Genomic DNA, 15,776 nt, shown 5'->3' on the forward strand with positions numbered 1-15,776 from the left:
CGGCCTGATCCAGATACGGGACTCACAGCCTTCACCCTACGATCGCACCCGTGAGCCTCCTCGTGCCGCAGTCACCAGACGACGTGGTCGACGTCGGAGACGTCCCGCCCGCGTCCCGCCCGGAAGGCGCCGACCGCGAGGACCGGGTCGCGGCGCTGACCCCGCGCCTGCCGTCGAACAGGATGCGCGGCTGGCTGATGACGCTGACCCTGGCGTTCATCGGCGGGCTGGTGCGGTTCTGGAACCTCGGCTTCCCGACCGACAAGGGCACGCCGATCTTCGACGAGAAGCACTACGTGCCGCAGGCGGCGCAGGTGGTGCGCAACGGCGGTGTCGAGGACAACCCCGGCTACGAACTGGTGGTGCACCCACCGCTCGGCAAGCAGCTCATCGGGCTCGGCGAGTGGATGTTCGGCTACGACGGCGTCGGCTGGCGGTTCGCCTCGGCGGTCGCGGGCACCATCAGCATCCTGCTGATCATCCGCATCGCCCGGCGCCTGACGGGCTCCGACCTGCTCGGCGCCATCGCGGGCATCCTGCTGATCTGCGACGGCGTCTCGCACGTCCAGTCGCGGATGGGGATGCTGGACATCTTCCTGGCCGTGTTCGTGGTGGCCGCGTTCGGCTGCCTCGTCGCCGACCGCGACCAGATGCGGGCCAGGCTGGCCGTCGCCGTGCGCGAGGGCTGGGTCGACAAGTCCCCGTACGGGCCGTGGCTCGGGTTCCGCTGGTGGCGCTTCGGCGCGGGCGTCGCCCTCGGCCTCGCGTGCGGCGTGAAGTGGTCCGGCCTCTGGTACGTGGCCGCGTTCGGCGTCCTGTCCGTGGTGTGGAGCGCGCTGGCGCGGCGCTCGGCGGGCGTGCGCAACCCGTGGCTCGGCTCGATCGCGAAGGACCTGCTGCCGTCGCTGGGCGCGCTGCTGGTCATCCCGGTCCTGGTCTACCTCGGCACGTGGTGGGCGTGGTTCGCCAGCGAGACCGGCGTCGACCGCCACGTCGCGGGCGTGAAGATCGGCAAGGACTCGTTCGTGCCGGAAGCCCTGCGCGCGCTCTGGTACTACAGCGGCAACGTGCTCGACTTCCACAGCAAGCTGGTGACGTCGGAGACGAACCGGCACCCGTGGGAGTCGAAGCCGTGGACGTGGCCGATGGGCCTGCGGCCGATGCTCTACTACTACGAGGGCGCGGTGCAGGGCTGCGGCCAGGCGAGCTGCGTCGGCGCGATCATGCTGATCGGCACGCCCGCCATGTGGTGGCTGGCGTTCCCGGCCATCGCGTGGGGCCTGTGGCGCTCGATCGCCCGCCTCGACTGGCGCTACGCGGGCGTCCTCGTCGCGTACATGGCCGGTCTGCTGCCGTGGTTCCTGAACCTGGACCGGCAGATGTACTTCTTCTACGTGACGCCGATGGCGCCGTTCCTGGTCCTGCTGATCACGCTGGCGCTCGGGCACGTGCTCGGGCCCGTGGTGGCGGGCAAGGAGAGGCGCGGCACCGGACTGCTCGCGGTGGCCCTGTACGTGGGGCTGGTGGTGGCGAACTTCGTGTGGCTGTGGCCGATCCTGAACGGGGACCCGATCACGCCGGAGATGTGGGAGATGCAGCGCTGGCTGCCGTCCTGGAGCTAGCCCTTCCCAGCTCTACCCGATCGAGTGAACCGCCGGCCCCGGTTTTGTCGGGGGTCGGCTGTTCACTCGATCTCATGGAACACCTAGAGCAAGCTGCCGCTCATCCGCACGGTCTCCGGCCCGTCCTGCGAGGAGGGCGCGGTCGACACGAGCGCCACGGGCACGTCCGCGGGTGGCGTGAAGTCCTCTTCGGGTCGGATCCGCGGCGGTGTGGCGGCCCAGGGCTTGAGGGTCTGCACGACCTCCTCGTAGAAGCCCGTCACGGTCCCGAGCACGGAGTCGACGAAGGAGTTCCGCCCGCTGCCGCGCTTCGTGCCCATCGGGCCGGACTGCTCGACCCGGAAGCTCCGGATCTCCTTCTGCGGGTCGACGAGCAGCACACCGGGGTTGTCGCGGACGAACGCGAGCAGCTCGGAGGCCCCGGCACCGCGCCCGTGCAGCGCGAAGGCCTCCAGCCGCAGCGAGCCGGGAGCGTCCTTGAGCTGCCGGATCAACCAGTTGATCCGCGTGGTCGGCCGCCCTTCCTTCGGCGCGTCCAGGTCCACGTGGCACAGCACCCGCCCGGCCCGCAGGTCGGCGACGACCTGCACCGTGCCGACGGTGCCGGGTATCTGGACCCCACCCGACAGCCGACCCTCGCCCACCAGTTGCGCGACCTGCTTGGCCACCCGGCTCTGCGGGTCCGCCAGTTCCTTGCGCGACAACGCGGGCGTCACCTCGGTTCCCAGCCGCCGCCCGAGCTGGAGGCAGGCGAAGCGGACCAGCGCGTCGAACCGCAACGCGATCTCCGACGCGCTCTTGTCCGTCGGCCGCAGCGTCCCGGCGGCGACAGCCTCGCGAACGGGCACCCAGGCGGGCCCCATGTCGTCGAACTCCATGGCCCCCGACCGCGGGTGCTCCAGGTACCGGATCAACTCCCCCAGCACCCAGGCCTGGTCGGGATCGGCGACCCCGCGGTGCTCCTTCTGCATCACGGCCTCACCCAGCACCTCGGTCCACGACCAGTGGTGCAGGGCCACCTTCCGCAGCTTCCGCCGGTCGACAGCCGTCGGGTGCTGCCCCGGCATGGCCGGGATCTCGTTGGAGATGGTGATCAACGCGTCGAACCCGAACTCCCGAGCGACGTCCAGGTAGTTCTCCAGTTGCTCCTTCTGGAGCTCGTTGGTCCCGGTCTTCACCTCGACCAGAGCGGTCCACGACCGCTGCCCCCGAACAACCCGAACCAACCCGTCCGGAATCACCTTCCGCCCGTCCAACTCGAACGGCACCTCGATGAACGTCCGCACAGCCGCAGCAGGCGCCCCCAACGGCTGCGTCAACGCCCGCCCGAACTCCCGCACCGCCGACATCACCGCCAACAACGCCGAGGTAGCCCGCCGCTCCTGCTCATCAGCCCCGTTGATGCCCGAGGTGGGAATCAGCCGAGCAGCATGCCAACTCTCCTCAGACGACACCGTCCACCTCGCACCTCACCCTGGGCAATCACCGCTTTTTGGAGGTCGCGAAGGATCAAACATTCGTTACGCACTAACACAACCCCACACACCAACAACCCACACCACACCCAACACAGGCCACACGCCACGCCACGTTCCCGCGCCCGCCTCACGCCACGCGGCCCACCCACAACGACCAACGCGACAGCCCCACCCCACCCACCTGCCCACCGCGCTCACCCACCCACCGCACCCACCAGCAGCACCCGCCAGCGGCACCCGCTCATCCACCCACGGCACCCGCCAGCAGCACTCACCCGCTCACCCGCCTACGGCACCCACCCGCTCGCAGCACCCACCCACCCGCTGCACTCGCCAACCCCACCAAGCAACCAACACAGCCGCGCGCCCTAGCCGCCCCACAACGACCCCGCAGCACCCCCACCCAACGGAAGGCACCCACACTCCCCCCGTGGCCCCGATCCCCAGCGCCCTCAGCTTTGATCTTGGTTTGTCAAGGCATCTTTCCCGCCTTGACAAACCAAGATCAAAGATCGAGACAATCGCGCATCGGGGTGACCTACCCCTTCACCCAACCTCAACCCCAAACAGACCCAAACCCGACCCGCACCCAGCCTGACCCGCACCTAACCTGCCCCCGCACCCAGCCTGAGCCAACCCAACCCCAACCCTCAACGAACCGGCCGAGTAGGCGGATCAGGCTTCGAGATCATCCGAGTAACCGGCCCCTCCTTAGACACCCCCGCATTCGACAGCCACCCACTCAACTCCCCCCGAATAGCCGCCAAGGACGGCCTCCGAGCAGGATCCGCGTCCAATGCCGACACCAACAACCGGTGATGCACGCTCCTCACCGGCAACTTCACGTTCGGCTCCCCCTGAGCCGCAGCCATCAGAGAGGAGATCGGATTGTCCCGAGTACCCCGAGGCGGATGCCCGGTCAACGCATAACTCACCGTCGCAGCCAACTGCCAAGCATCCGAAGCCGGACTGGCAGCATCCCCACGAGCAGTCTCCGGAGCCAGGAAGTCAGGAGTCCCCACCATCATCCCGGCGGCGGTCAACGTGCTGTCACCCTTCGACCGGGCGATCCCAAAGTCGATCAGGTGAGCAGTGCCCTCGGTGTCGACGATGACGTTCGACGGCTTCACATCACGGTGCAACACACCACGATCGTGAGCAGCGGCCAACGCGTCGGCCATGTTGACCCACAACCGAGCAGCGAGCGTGTCCGCCAACAACCCGCTGTTCAGGACCACGTCGGACAACGGATCACCGTCGATGTACTCCATCACGATGGCCAGCCCGTCCGGGTCCTGCACGATGTCGAACACCCGCACGCAGTTCGGGTGGCGCACGGCGGCCAACGCCCGCGCTTCCCGCAGCATGCGCTGCTCGGTGTCCGCGTCGGGCGCGTGAGCCAGCTTCACCGCGACGGTGCGGTCGAGCTGCGTGTCGACCGCCAGCCACACCGTGCCGAACCCACCACGACCGAGCTGCCGCACCCGCCGGAACCGACCGCTGGCCGGGTTCCAGACCTTCTCCTCACCCGTACCCGCGGGATTCGGCGTGGAAGCAGCAGCAGCCGCCGCCCCAGGCCCGAACGGCAACGGCCCTGGCGTATCAGCGAGCTTCGACAACGGCTGGGGCTGTGACTGGGGCTGCGACTGCGGGTGCTCGACCCGCGTCGGCGGCGGCCCCTGCGGCGAGCCCTGCGGCGGACCTTGAGGCGGCCCCTGCGGGTGCTCGACACGGGTGGGCGGCGGCCCCTGGGGCGTCTCCACCCTGGTCGGTCGCGGCGGCGGGGGCTGCTGGGACGGCTGCTCGACGCGCGTCGGCGCCGGGTCCTGGCGCTGCGGCACCTCGGCGACCCGCGTCGGCGGGTACTGGCGGGGCGGCGGCTTCTGGCCGGGTTTCTGGACGGGCTGCTGCACCGGCTGCGACTGCGGGGGCGGCGACTGGTGCGGCTGGTACGGCGGAGGCGAGCCCGCTGGCCGGTACGGCGGGATCTGCGCGGGCTGGTAGGGCGGGGGCTTCTGCGGCCCCTTCTGCGGCCCTTGGTGAGGCGGCGGGGGCACGCGGTTGGCCGCGGCCTGCGGGGCCTCGTTGCCGCGATCACGTCCGGGGCGGTTCAGCATGGCCGTAGTCAACCCGAAGATGCGCACGACGAATGAGCCGATCAGCGCAATCGGGAAGAATCCGAGGAGCAAATGGCCCACCAGGGTCACCGGCAGCAACGACGTGGCCACCAGGAGCACCAGGAACGGCGGCCAGAAAACCCGGCGCGGCCAGTTCGGTCCGAGGCGGAACGCCGACCCGGCCTGCATCATCACGAACAGCAGGCACAGCAGCGCCAGCACCGCGGTGATGCCGCCCGCCACGAGGAACACGACCTTCGTGCCCGCCGGGTCGCTGATGATCGTGCCGATGGACCGCGCGCCCACCAGGTAGTCGAACTGGGTGAACGCGCCGCACGGCGTCTCGTCCAGCGACTCCATGCCGCTGATCGTGCGACGGCGCAACGCGCTGTCCGCGCCGGAGAACAGGAGCCACGGCAGCACCAGCGTGCTGCTCACCCCGAGCGCCGCGAAGATCGCGCCCGCCACCGGCCCGTAGGAGTTGCCCACGACCCGTCGGACCGTGATCGCCAACAGCGCGGCGATCGTGGGCAGCAGCCCCGCGACGGCACCCAACGCCGTCACGGACCACGCCCAGTCGCCGGGGCAGAGCGGCAGTGCCCAGCCGTGCAGCCATTCGAGCAAGGACTCGGCCAGCCCCACGACCTCCACCACCCCTCTCGACAGCCCCCACCCTATGCGGGCGGCGGTTCACCGGTGGCCGCTCGGTCCGAATTTCACCAGCGGGTCGCAACGGCGGTTCCGGTACCGAACAGGTCCTCAATGGACGCCGCACACCTGATCAGACCACCCGCGCCCGCTCCGGAAACCACGCGGACACCACCCGACCACCGGTTTTGCCACCGCGAGAAGCCCCACACCCGTGCAACCCGCACGAACGCCCCGCTATCCGACCATTTCCAACCCGGACCGCCATCGGCCGGAAGTCCAGAAACGAAACAGATCAGGCACAAATGAACCGCACCGAAAACCCGCCCGAAAACACATCCGAACCAGCCCACTCCGGGCAACAGCCAACCAGAAAGAGCCTACGACCAACGCCCGCCCTCACCTCCCCACCACCAATCCGGATAAACAAGACAAAAAGGCGCCGTCCCCCTCCAATACCGCTCCACAACATCACGAGTCACCCATAACCGCGTTACGGAACGCCCACCCGCAAGACGACCACCCCGACCCGACCCCACGACGACGGGTCCACTGAGGACACCCACCCACAGCCTCAAGCCACCCGCTCCACGAGAGGCTCTAAACACAAAGGTCCACACCCGCAGGTGTGGACCTCTTGCGCACGGACCTGGCACCACCGCACGAGAACCAAGTTCGAGACGGTCGCCGGCCGGGCCACCACAGCCCGGACGGCGACCGTCTCGAAATCAGTGCCGCACCGCGAACGACGCGCTGCCCTCGGAGATCTTCGTGGGACCGTTCGCCATGACCGCCGTGGCGACCACGCCGCCCTCACCCTCACCCATGCTCCGGTCGAGCGTGAAGCGGTACCGCACGCTCACCGTCTGGCCCTTCGCCAACGGCTGCCGGTTGGAGTACAGGGAGAGGTGGTCCATGCCGGTGCCCAGCGCGGGGTGATCCAGCTCGACCCAGGCACCACTGGCGGCGTCGAACCGCTGCGCGGTACCCCGGCTGATCTGCGACGGCTCACCCGCGCAGGTGCAGCGCGCCATCCCGAACACCACGCCGACCTCCGGGTACGCCACCGGCGAGTTGTTGCACAAGGTCACCTCGACCTCCACCGGCTTGCCCACCTCCACCAGGTCCGGCACACCCGCGATCGCGACCTGAACGCCGTACCGGGCGGGCAACGTCGTGTACGGATCCGCGGGCGGCACCGCCACGTCAGCCGGATCGACCGCGCACCTCGGCTGCTCGACGACGGGCTGCTCGACGACGGGCTGTTCTACGACCGGCTTCTCCACCACCGCCTGAGGCGTCTCCACCGGAACGCTGGACGACGTGGGCGCAGCCGAGGAACTGCTGGCGGACACGGCGATCGACGCGGGCACGGCGGCCGAACAACCGACGAGCGCGACCAGCGCGACCCCGACTGCGGGCATGACGAAAAGGCAGGCTTGATCATGGCTCAACTCCCCCGAACAAAAAGATCCCCCTGGTACCGACTCTCAACCAACGCCGGTACACGGCCAACCGGTTGCCCAGCAGCCTCAAGATCTTTCAGGTGACGAAGAGCCTGACCTCAAAGAGGAGTGCCGTTCACGGAGCCGACCAACCGAGGACTCAACCCGGAAAACCCGCGCAACACAAAGGAGGCGAGTGCTCATCGCGAGCACTCGCCTCCGGTTGCGTGGAGCTGCGGGGAATCGAACCCCGGACCTTCTCGATGCGAACGAGACGCGCTACCAACTGCGCTACAGCCCCTCGTTGTCGTGCCAGAGAAGCATATCAGTAGCGCGGGGGTGGTTTTGCCACCCCCCTCTATTCGCCCGACGCCCGCCGATACCGCAGGTACTGCGGGCCGTCGAGCTCCACGAACACCGGGTCCTCGTCGTCCGCCTCGACCACGATGGCGCCGGGTCGGGTGCGGTGCTGGAACCGGGGTTGCGGGGCCAGGCCGGGCTCTTCGCGCTCCTCGGGTTCGGGTGCCGCCTGCTGTTCGGTGGCGCGCGGCTGTTCGGCCTGGGGCCGGGGTGCCGGGGCCTGGGTCTTGCGGCGGCGGGCCTGGGCCAGGCGGGCTTGGCGGCGGGCGCGGATGTCCTCTTCGATGCGGACCTGGCGGCGCAGGTAGACGAGGTAGCCGACGAGGGCCAGGTCGACCGCGGCGTGACCCCACCAGACGACCGGGTAGAGGATGCCCGCGAGCAGGCCGGTCACCACGGAGGCGATCAGCATGAACGCGACTACCCGACGGCGGAACGCGTAGCGGGCCTGTGCGACGACGCGGGCGCTCTCGGCGTCGAAGCCGCCCCTGCCGGGCCTGTACGGGCGGTGCACGACGTCGTCGTCGAGGTACTCGTCGTAGTCGTCGTCGAAGTCGGCTTCGAACTCGTCGATGAGTTCGTCGTCGTCGGCGTCAGGCATGGCGTGCTCCTCTTCCATGCTGCCGCGCGTGCTCCCCGCTCGCGTGTTCCGGGCGTCCGAGTCCGCGGTGCGAGCAACTTCCGTGCGCTTGCGGGCGACCATCGGCACGAGGACGACCAGCCAGGCAACTACGAGCCCGACGATGATCAACGAACTGGGCATCCCCGTCACCTCCCCCTGCCAGCAAGCGGAACGCGTCGTGCGTTCGCCACGCTAGTCACAACAGTCACACCTGTGTCGGAGGCTCGCCGGGTGCCGTACGTACGAAGGTGTGCTTTATCACCCACTTTCGGGTGAGCCCTTTACGGCAGTTGGACGCTGTGCTCAGGGGATTTGGGCGTTGCCCTGCGCCACCAATCGGCGCACTAGGCCTTCCGGGGACGCCTCTTCGCTCGTCATGGCGTAGCAGTAGTGGTCGCGCCAGGCGTGGGCGACGTCGAGGTAGCGCTGGAAGAGCCCCTCCTCGCGGAACCCGGCCTTGCCGAGAACCCGCAGGCTGGCGGCGTTCTCGGGACGCACGGTGGCTTCCAGGCGGTGCAGTCCGGCCTCGTTGAAGCAGTGGTCGACGACGAGCGCGAGCGCGGCGGTGGCCACGCCTCCCTTGGCGCGGTCGGCGGCGACCCAGTAGCCGACCCACGCCGAGCGCAGCGAGCCGCGGACGATGTTGCCGACGGTGATCTGGCCCGCGAGTTCACCGTCGACGGTGATCACGAACGGGAGGGCTTGGCCGCGGCGGGCGAGCGAGCGGAGCGAGGACCACTGGGTGGGCCAGGCCAGCACGGAGTTGCGCTCGTGCCAGCCGTCGGTGGCGGTGGGCTCCCAGTTCTCCAGGTAGGCGCGGTCGCGGAGCCGGACGCGGCTCCACGTGGTGCCGTCGAACAGCTTGGGCGGTCGCAGCGCGACGACCCCCGCGGGGACCCGCAGCGGGCCGAGCTTGGCCGGCCAGCCGGGGTGCCTGCTGGACTCCAGGTGGAACGTGGCGCTCATCCGCGCTGGGCGAGGAAGCTGACGAACACTTCCTCGCCGAGTGCGACGTCGGTGACGTCCTCTTCGAGCATGATCAGGCAGTTGGCCTCGGCCAGCGACGCGAGCAGGTGCGAACCGGACGTGCCGAGCGGCTGGACCAGGTACTCGCCGTTCTCGGCGTCGCGCAGGAGCTGGCCGCGCAGGAACCCGCGGCGGCCCTTGGTGGACGTCAGCGGCGACAGCAGGCGGGCCGCGACGGCGCGCCGGTACGGGTTGCGCTTGCCGAGTGCCGCCCTGATCAGGGGCCGCACCAGCACCTCGAACACGACGAGCGCGCTCATCGGGTTCGCGGGCAGCAGGAACGTCGGCACGGCGTCCGGGCCGAGCCGCCCGAACCCCTGCGCGGAGCCGGGGTGCATCGCGACGCGCGTGACGTCGAGGTCGCCGAGGTCGGCCAGCGCGGCCCGCACCTCGTCGCCCACGACGCCGCCGACGCCTCCGGCCACGACGACGATCTCGGACAGCAGCAGCCTGCCCTCGACGACCTCGCGCAGCCTGCGCGGGTCGGCGGACTGGATGCCGACCCGGCTGACCTCGGCTCCCGCGTCGCGGGCGGCGGCGGCCAGCGCGTAGGAGTTCACGTCGTAGACCTGGCCTTGGCCGGGCGTGCGGTCGACGTCGACCAGTTCCTCGCCGACCGAGATCACCGAGACCCTCGGCCGGGGGTGGACGAGCACCTTGTTGCGCCCCACGGCGGCCAGCAGCCCGACCTGGGCCGAGCCGATGGACGCGCCGCGGCGGACGGCGATGTCGCCCGTCTGCACGTCCTCGCCGGTCCGGCGGACGAACGCGGCGGACGGCACCGGGCGCTGCACGGTCACCTTCGCCTGGTGGCCGTCGGTGTAGCCGAGCGGCACGACGGCGTCGGCCAGCGTGGGCAGCGGCGCACCGGTCGCGACCCTGACCGCCTGGCCCGGTTGCAGCCTGCGCGGCTGCCGCGACCCGGCGGGGATCTCGCCGACCACGGGGAGCTGGACCGACTGCTCCCCCGCGGCCTGGACGTCCACGCTGCGCACCGCGTAGCCGTCGACGGCCGCCTGGTCGAAACCGGGCAACGCGCGTTCCGCGACGACCTCCTCCGCGCAGAGCAGACCCTGCGACTCGGAGATCGCGACCCGCACAGGTGCGGGCCGCACGGCTGCCGCGATCACCCTCGCGAGCTGCTCATCCACTGACCTCATCGTTTAAAACCCCGCTCAAGAGTTGTCGAGGCGTTCCCGCAACCACTCCCCGAGCTCGGGCCCGTAGTCGGGATGCTCCAGTGCGAAGTCAACCGCAGCTCGGAGGAATCCTCCCGGATTGCCCAGGTCGTGTCGTCCACCGCGGTGGACGACCACGTGGACCGGGTGACCCTCGGAGATGAGCAGGGCAATGGCATCCGTGAGCTGGAGCTCTCCTCCGGCGCCCGGCGTGATGCGCTTCAACGCGTCGAAGATCGCCCGATCGAGCAAGTAGCGACCGGCCGCGGCGAACGTCGACGGCGCGTCATCGGCCTTCGGCTTCTCGACCATGCCGACGACCTTCTTCACGTCGTCGTCGCCGGTGTCGCGGACGTCGAACACGCCGTACGCGGAGATCTGCTCGCGCGGGATGTCGAACGCGCACAGCACCGTGCCGCCGTGCTCCTGGCGGACGGCGGCCATGCGGGCCAGCACGCCGGTCGGCAGCACGAGGTCGTCCGGCAGCAGCACCGCGACGGCCTCGTCCTCACCGGTCAGGTTGCCCTCGGCGCAGCCGACGGCGTGGCCGAGGCCGAGCGCCTGCTCCTGGATCGCCGTCTCGACGGTCTCGAACAGCTGCTCGGCGCGGCGGACCTTCGCGGCCAGCTCGTGCTTGCCGCGGCCTTCGAGCGTGGCCTCCAGCTCGGGCTGCGGGCGGAAGTACTCGGCGACGGCGTCCTTGCCGGGCGACGTCACGATGATCAGCTTCGTGGCGCCCGCCTCGGCCGCCTCGCTGGCGACGTACTCGATGCCGGGGGTGTCGACGACGGGCAGCAGCTCCTTGGGCACCGCCTTCGTCGTCGGCAGGAAGCGGGTCCCGAGACCGGCTGCGGGCACGATTGCGGTGCGGAAGGCGCGAGACGAGCTCATGGGGGACGAGCGTAGTGCCGTACCTAGGGTTACCTCCCATGACGTCCGATCAACTCGAACGGAAGACCGCCGAACGCGGGCGCCTGCTGGCGGCTCGCCGGGCCGTGCCCGCGGCCGAACGGGCGGCCGACGCGGCGGCTCTGGCCGCCGGTGTGCTCGACGCGGTCGCGAGGTTCGACATCGCCCCTGGTGGGACGGTGTGCGCGTACCTCGCGGTCGGGGCGGAACCGGGTTCGATCGCGCTGCTCGACGTGCTGCGGTCGGCCGGGTACCGGGTGCTGCTGCCGATCGTGGTCGGCGCGGCGCCACTCGACTGGGCTGCGTACACGGGTGAACACGCTCTGCGACCGGGCCCGCACGGGCTGCGCGAGCCCACCGGCGAGCCGCTGGGGCCTCTCGCCCTCGCCTCGGCGGCGTTGGTGCTGGTCCCGGCGCTGGCGGTGGACCGTCGCGGAACCCGGATCGGGAAGGGCGGCGGGCACTACGACCGGTCGCTGCCGGTGGTCGACGCGCCGCTGGTCGCCGTGGTCCGGGACGTCGAACTGGTCGACGACCTGCCGGTCGAGCCGCACGACGTGCGGATGACGGCCGTGCTCACGCCCTCGGGGCTGCACGTGGTGTGACGTTGAACCAAGTTGTTTGCGCCCCGCGCGTCGACAGGCGCATGATGCAGTATTGGCACTCGTTGTGTCCGAGTGCCAACTCCGGATGAAGCTCGTGGAGGGCAAGTGCCGACCTACCAGTACGCCTGCACCGAGTGCGACCACCGCTTCGACGCGGTCCAGTCGTTCACCGACTCGGCGCTGTCCGAGTGCCCGGAGTGCCACGGCAGGCTGCGCAAGCTCTACGGCAACGTGGGCGTCGTGTTCAAGGGCAGCGGTTTCTACCGCACCGACAGCCGTTCCAGCACCAGCACGACGACCCCCGCCGCCGCCAGCACTCCCGCGGCGACCGAGACGAAGTCGTCCACCCCCAGCACCACCACGACCCCGGCGAGCACGCCCGCGAAGGCCGCTTCCTGAGTCGACTTGTCCACAGGCCCCCGAGTTGTCCACAGCTCGGGGGTTTCTGCTTTCCACCCCTCCCGATCAGCCCTAACGTCGATCTGTGCCCCTCCACCTCCTGCCCCGGCTGCGCAAGGTCGCGGCCCTCGTGCTCGCGCTGCTCGCCGTGGGCGTCTTCTGCCTGCCGTCGTCGGCTCCCGCCGTCGCGGTCGTCGCCGCGCACGACCTGGCGCCCGGTGTCGCGCTCACGTCCGCCGACCTGCGGCTCGCGCCGCTGACGGAGAGACCGTCCGGGGTCGTCGAGTCGGTCGAGGCCGTGGTCGGGCAGGCGTTGACGGGCGCGGCCAGGTCCGGTGAACCCATCACCGACGTGAGGCTGACCGCCGCCGACCCGGACACGGCGTCGGTGGCGGTGCGCCTGGCCGACCCCGGAGTGGCCGAGCTGCTGAGACCGGGCAGCCGCGTCGACGTGGTCGGCGAGGGCGCGGAAGTGCTGGCAGACGGTGTGGCCGTGCTGTCCGTGAGGGAGGCGAAACCCGACCGACTCGTGGTGCTGGGCTTGAGCAGGAAGAATGCGACACGTCTGGCGGCGGCGTCACTGGAACGACCACTAGCAGTTACCCTCCGCTAACCCCTGCCCGTCCCCACGTCTCCAAGGAGTTGGCTGTGCTCAAGGGCTTCAAGGACTTCCTGATGCGCGGCAACGTCATCGACCTGGCTGTGGCCGTGGTCATCGGCGCGGCCTTCACGTCCATCGTCACGGCGTTCACGTCGAACTTCATCAACCCGATCGTCGCGGCGGTCGGCGGCAGCAACGTCGACGGCTTCGCGTACCGGCTGATCGAGGCCAACGAGAAGACGCTGATCGACTTCGGCGCGATCATCACCGCGATCATCAACTTCGCCATCGTCGCCGCGGTCGTCTACTTCATCCTCGTGCTGCCGATGAACAAGATCAAGGAGCGTCGCGAGCGCGGCAAGGAGGCAGGCCCGTCCGAGCCCACCGACACCGAGCTGCTGAAGGAGATCCGCGACCTGCTGGCCGCTCAGCAGCGCCGGGGCTGACCCGACCTCGGGTGCTCGACGGACCCTGGGTGCTCGACGGTCCCTGGGTGCTCGACGGCCCTGGGCCTACTCGACGGCCCTTGGGTTTCGACTGTCCCTGGGTTTTTAGAGCCTTGGGTTTCCACGGCCCTGGGTTCGTCGACGGCCTTGGGCCTTCTCGATGGTCCCTGGGTTTCTTGACCGCCCTGGGTTCCTCGACGGCTGGTCCGGCTCGGCACGGCGTTCGCCGCTGAGCCGGACCGGCCGTGGGGACTGGCTGACCAGGCCGCGCGGCCGGATCAGCCACTGCTCAGGCATCGGCACCACGGCCGCTACCCGTTCCTGAACTGGTAACCGGAACCGTTGTGTGCTCAGCGGTTCCGGCACGAGCGCGGCCTCCCACCGTCCCGACGACGGGCCGAAGGACCCCACCTCGTCGGTCAGCCGCCGTGGTGGGGTGGCCGGTTCTCGCGGTACCAGGACTCGCGGTCGGTCTCGCGCTGGTCGGGTGCTCGTTCGTCCGACGTGGTGTCGGGGAGGACGTCGCCGAAGATCTCGGCCAAGCGCCGTCGCCGCGCCGCTTCCGCGGCGACGGCGTCGTCCTCCGGGTGGTCGGTCATGCCTCGTCGAGGCCGGAGAGCTGCTCGATGACGTACGGCACGAGGGTCGACAGGGTGGCCATGCCGTCGCGGACCGCCGCTCGGGAACCGGCGAGGTTCACGACCAGGGTGCTGCCGGAGACGCCCACGAGGCCGCGGGAGATGCCCGCGTCCACGGCGCCCGCCGCCAGGCCGGAGCCGCGGAGTGCTTCGGCGATGCCGGGGATCGGGCGGTCGAGCACGCCCTGGGTGGCGTCCGGGGTGACGTCCCGCGGCGAGACGCCCGTGCCGCCGACCGTGACCACGAGGTCGACGCCGCCGATGACCGCGGTGTTGAGCGCGGCGCGGATGTCGACCACCTCGCCCTCGACCGCGACTGTCGCGTCGACGATGAAACCTGCCTCTTCGAGCAGTTCGGTGACCAGTGGTCCCGTGCTGTTGTCGTGCTCACCGTGCGCCACCCGGTCGTCCACGATCACGACGAGGGCGCGGCCGAGGCGCTGCGCGCTGCGTTCCATGCGGACAACCGTAGCCAATGGTCGGATCTGACGGTTCCATGACGGGTCGCTCCGGGGGCGGGTGTCGCGGACCCGCGGGCCCTAACGTCGATCACGTGCGAGTTCTCCTCACCGGCGGAGCCGGTTTCATCGGGTCCCACGTCGCCGACGCGTTGGCCGCCGGGGGTGACGAGCCGGTGCTGCTCGACGCCCTCCTGCCCCAGGCACACAGCGGTCCGGCCCCGGCGTGGACCGAACGCCACGAAGTGGTGGTCGGCGACGTGAACGACCCGGCGACCGTCGCGCGGCTGCTGCGGGGAGTGGACGCGGTCTGCCACCAGGCCGCCGTCGTCGGGCACGGCCTCGACCCGTCGGACGCCCCGCTCTACGCGTTCAACAACGACCACGGCACCGCCGTGCTGCTGGCCGCCATGCACGAAGCCAGGATCCACAAGCTCGTCCTGGCGTCGTCGATGGTCGTCTACGGCGAGGGCCGCTACCGCTGCTCCGAGCACGACGTCGTCCGCGCCGGTCCGCGCGTTCAGGAGTCGATCGACGCGGGCGACTACGAACCGCCGTGCCCGCACTGCGGCGCCGCGCTGGAACCGCTCCTGGTCCCCGAGGACGCCCCGCTGGACCCGCGCAGCACCTACGCGGCCAGCAAACTGGCCCAGGAGCACTACGCCGCAGCGTGGGCCCGCCAGACCGGCGGTTCCGTGTGGGCGCTGCGCTACCACAACGTCTACGGCCCGCGGATGCCCAAGGACACGCCGTACGCGGGCGTCGCCTCGCTCTTCCGGTCGGCGCTGGAGAACGGCCAGGCCCCCACCGTCCTGGAGGACGGGAACCAGCGCCGCGACTTCGTCCACGTCACCGACGTCGCGAGGGCCAACGTCCTGGCCCTGCACGCGGACGGCACCCCGAACACCCTGACCCCGCTGAACATCTGCTCCGGCGAACCCCACACCGTCGGCGACCTGGCCACCGAACTAGCGCTGGCCTGCGACGGCCCCGCCCCGCGCATAGTCGGCGGCGCCCGCTCAGCCGACGTCCGCCACGTCGTGGCCGACCCGACCCGAGCCGCCCAACGCCTCGGCTTCCACGCACTCACCACCTTCACCACCGGCGTGAAGGCCTTCGCCACCGACCCCCTGCGCTGACCACGACCCGCTGGGCGCACCGCGCTGCGCTGGGCACACCGCGACCACCGCACCACCATGACCCGCTGGGGCCGAGTCCAGCGCA

The 15,776-nt window shown here is 70.3% G+C and carries 15 protein-coding genes and 1 tRNA gene; 6 read left to right on the forward strand and 10 right to left on the reverse strand.

Annotated features, from left to right (window positions below; translation table 11 throughout):
* The first annotated feature begins 50 nt into the window (after positions 1 to 50).
* Complete coding sequence (locus NZH93_RS24085; RefSeq protein WP_372506767.1) at positions 51 to 1,622, forward strand: dolichyl-phosphate-mannose--protein mannosyltransferase; 1,572 nt, start codon at positions 51 to 53, stop codon at positions 1,620 to 1,622.
* Positions 1,623 to 1,705: 83 nt separating this feature from the next.
* On the opposite strand, the gene NZH93_RS24090 is transcribed toward NZH93_RS24085, so the two are convergent.
* From NZH93_RS24090 to NZH93_RS24125, 8 genes are all read right to left on the reverse strand, one after another.
* Entirely contained in the window at positions 1,706 to 3,076 is a 1,371-nt protein-coding gene (locus NZH93_RS24090; protein ID WP_259625439.1) for a hypothetical protein, read from the reverse strand.
* Positions 3,077 to 3,750: 674 nt separating this feature from the next.
* Positions 3,751 to 5,871, reverse strand: coding sequence for a serine/threonine-protein kinase (locus NZH93_RS24095; RefSeq protein WP_259625440.1), 2,121 nt, complete (start codon positions 5,869 to 5,871; stop codon positions 3,751 to 3,753).
* A 722-nt stretch (positions 5,872 to 6,593) separates the two neighbouring features.
* A complete protein-coding gene (locus NZH93_RS24100) occupies positions 6,594 to 7,289 on the reverse strand; it encodes a hypothetical protein (RefSeq protein WP_259625441.1) in 696 nt (231 codons plus the stop codon).
* A 249-nt stretch (positions 7,290 to 7,538) separates the two neighbouring features.
* Positions 7,539 to 7,611, reverse strand: a tRNA-Ala gene (locus NZH93_RS24105).
* 57 nt (positions 7,612 to 7,668) lie between these two features.
* A complete protein-coding gene (gene sepX / locus NZH93_RS24110) occupies positions 7,669 to 8,433 on the reverse strand; it encodes a divisome protein SepX/GlpR (protein WP_259625442.1) in 765 nt (254 codons plus the stop codon).
* Between the two features lie 162 nt (positions 8,434 to 8,595).
* Entirely contained in the window at positions 8,596 to 9,258 is a 663-nt protein-coding gene (locus NZH93_RS24115) for a GNAT family N-acetyltransferase (RefSeq protein WP_259625443.1), read from the reverse strand.
* Complete coding sequence (glp, locus tag NZH93_RS24120; protein WP_259625444.1) at positions 9,255 to 10,478, reverse strand: molybdotransferase-like divisome protein Glp; 1,224 nt, start codon at positions 10,476 to 10,478, stop codon at positions 9,255 to 9,257. The genes NZH93_RS24115 and glp overlap by 4 nt, the downstream gene beginning before the upstream one ends.
* Positions 10,479 to 10,493: 15 nt before the next feature.
* Complete coding sequence (locus tag NZH93_RS24125) at positions 10,494 to 11,387, reverse strand: UTP--glucose-1-phosphate uridylyltransferase (RefSeq protein WP_259625445.1); 894 nt, start codon at positions 11,385 to 11,387, stop codon at positions 10,494 to 10,496.
* Positions 11,388 to 11,425: 38 nt separating this feature from the next.
* On the opposite strand from NZH93_RS24125, the gene NZH93_RS24130 reads away from it, so the two are divergent.
* The 4 genes from NZH93_RS24130 (at position 11,426) to mscL (ending at position 13,456) form a co-directional block, all read left to right on the forward strand.
* Entirely contained in the window at positions 11,426 to 12,010 is a 585-nt protein-coding gene (locus NZH93_RS24130) for a 5-formyltetrahydrofolate cyclo-ligase (RefSeq protein WP_259625446.1), read from the forward strand.
* Positions 12,011 to 12,115: 105 nt separating this feature from the next.
* A complete protein-coding gene (locus NZH93_RS24135; RefSeq protein ID WP_259625447.1) occupies positions 12,116 to 12,409 on the forward strand; it encodes an FmdB family zinc ribbon protein in 294 nt (97 codons plus the stop codon).
* Between the two features lie 85 nt (positions 12,410 to 12,494).
* Positions 12,495 to 13,022 (forward strand): SAF domain-containing protein, encoded by a 528-nt coding sequence (locus NZH93_RS24140; protein WP_259625448.1) that lies wholly within the window; start codon positions 12,495 to 12,497, stop codon positions 13,020 to 13,022.
* Positions 13,023 to 13,057: 35 nt separating this feature from the next.
* Positions 13,058 to 13,456 carry a large conductance mechanosensitive channel protein MscL gene (gene mscL, locus NZH93_RS24145; RefSeq protein WP_259625449.1) on the forward strand — a complete coding sequence of 133 codons (399 nt, stop codon included), beginning with the start codon at positions 13,058 to 13,060 and terminating at the stop codon, positions 13,454 to 13,456.
* Positions 13,457 to 13,875: 419 nt separating this feature from the next.
* On the opposite strand, the gene NZH93_RS24150 is transcribed toward mscL, so the two are convergent.
* Both NZH93_RS24150 and NZH93_RS24155 read right to left on the reverse strand, forming a co-directional pair.
* The gene (locus NZH93_RS24150) at positions 13,876 to 14,055 is read right to left on the reverse strand and encodes a hypothetical protein (protein ID WP_259625450.1); all 180 of its coding nucleotides are present in this window, start codon (positions 14,053 to 14,055) and stop codon (positions 13,876 to 13,878) included.
* Positions 14,052 to 14,552, reverse strand: coding sequence for a MogA/MoaB family molybdenum cofactor biosynthesis protein (locus NZH93_RS24155; RefSeq protein ID WP_106185590.1), 501 nt, complete (start codon positions 14,550 to 14,552; stop codon positions 14,052 to 14,054). The genes NZH93_RS24150 and NZH93_RS24155 overlap by 4 nt, the downstream gene beginning before the upstream one ends.
* Before the next feature lie 95 nt (positions 14,553 to 14,647).
* Here NZH93_RS24155 and NZH93_RS24160 point away from each other — a divergent pair, with 95 nt between their 5' ends.
* Positions 14,648 to 15,691 (forward strand): NAD-dependent epimerase/dehydratase family protein, encoded by a 1,044-nt coding sequence (locus tag NZH93_RS24160; protein WP_308214233.1) that lies wholly within the window; start codon positions 14,648 to 14,650, stop codon positions 15,689 to 15,691.
* Positions 15,692 to 15,776: the final 85 nt, after the last annotated feature.

It is taken from the genome of Umezawaea endophytica, from assembly GCF_025061645.1.
GTDB lineage: Bacteria > Actinomycetota > Actinomycetes > Mycobacteriales > Pseudonocardiaceae > Umezawaea > Umezawaea endophytica.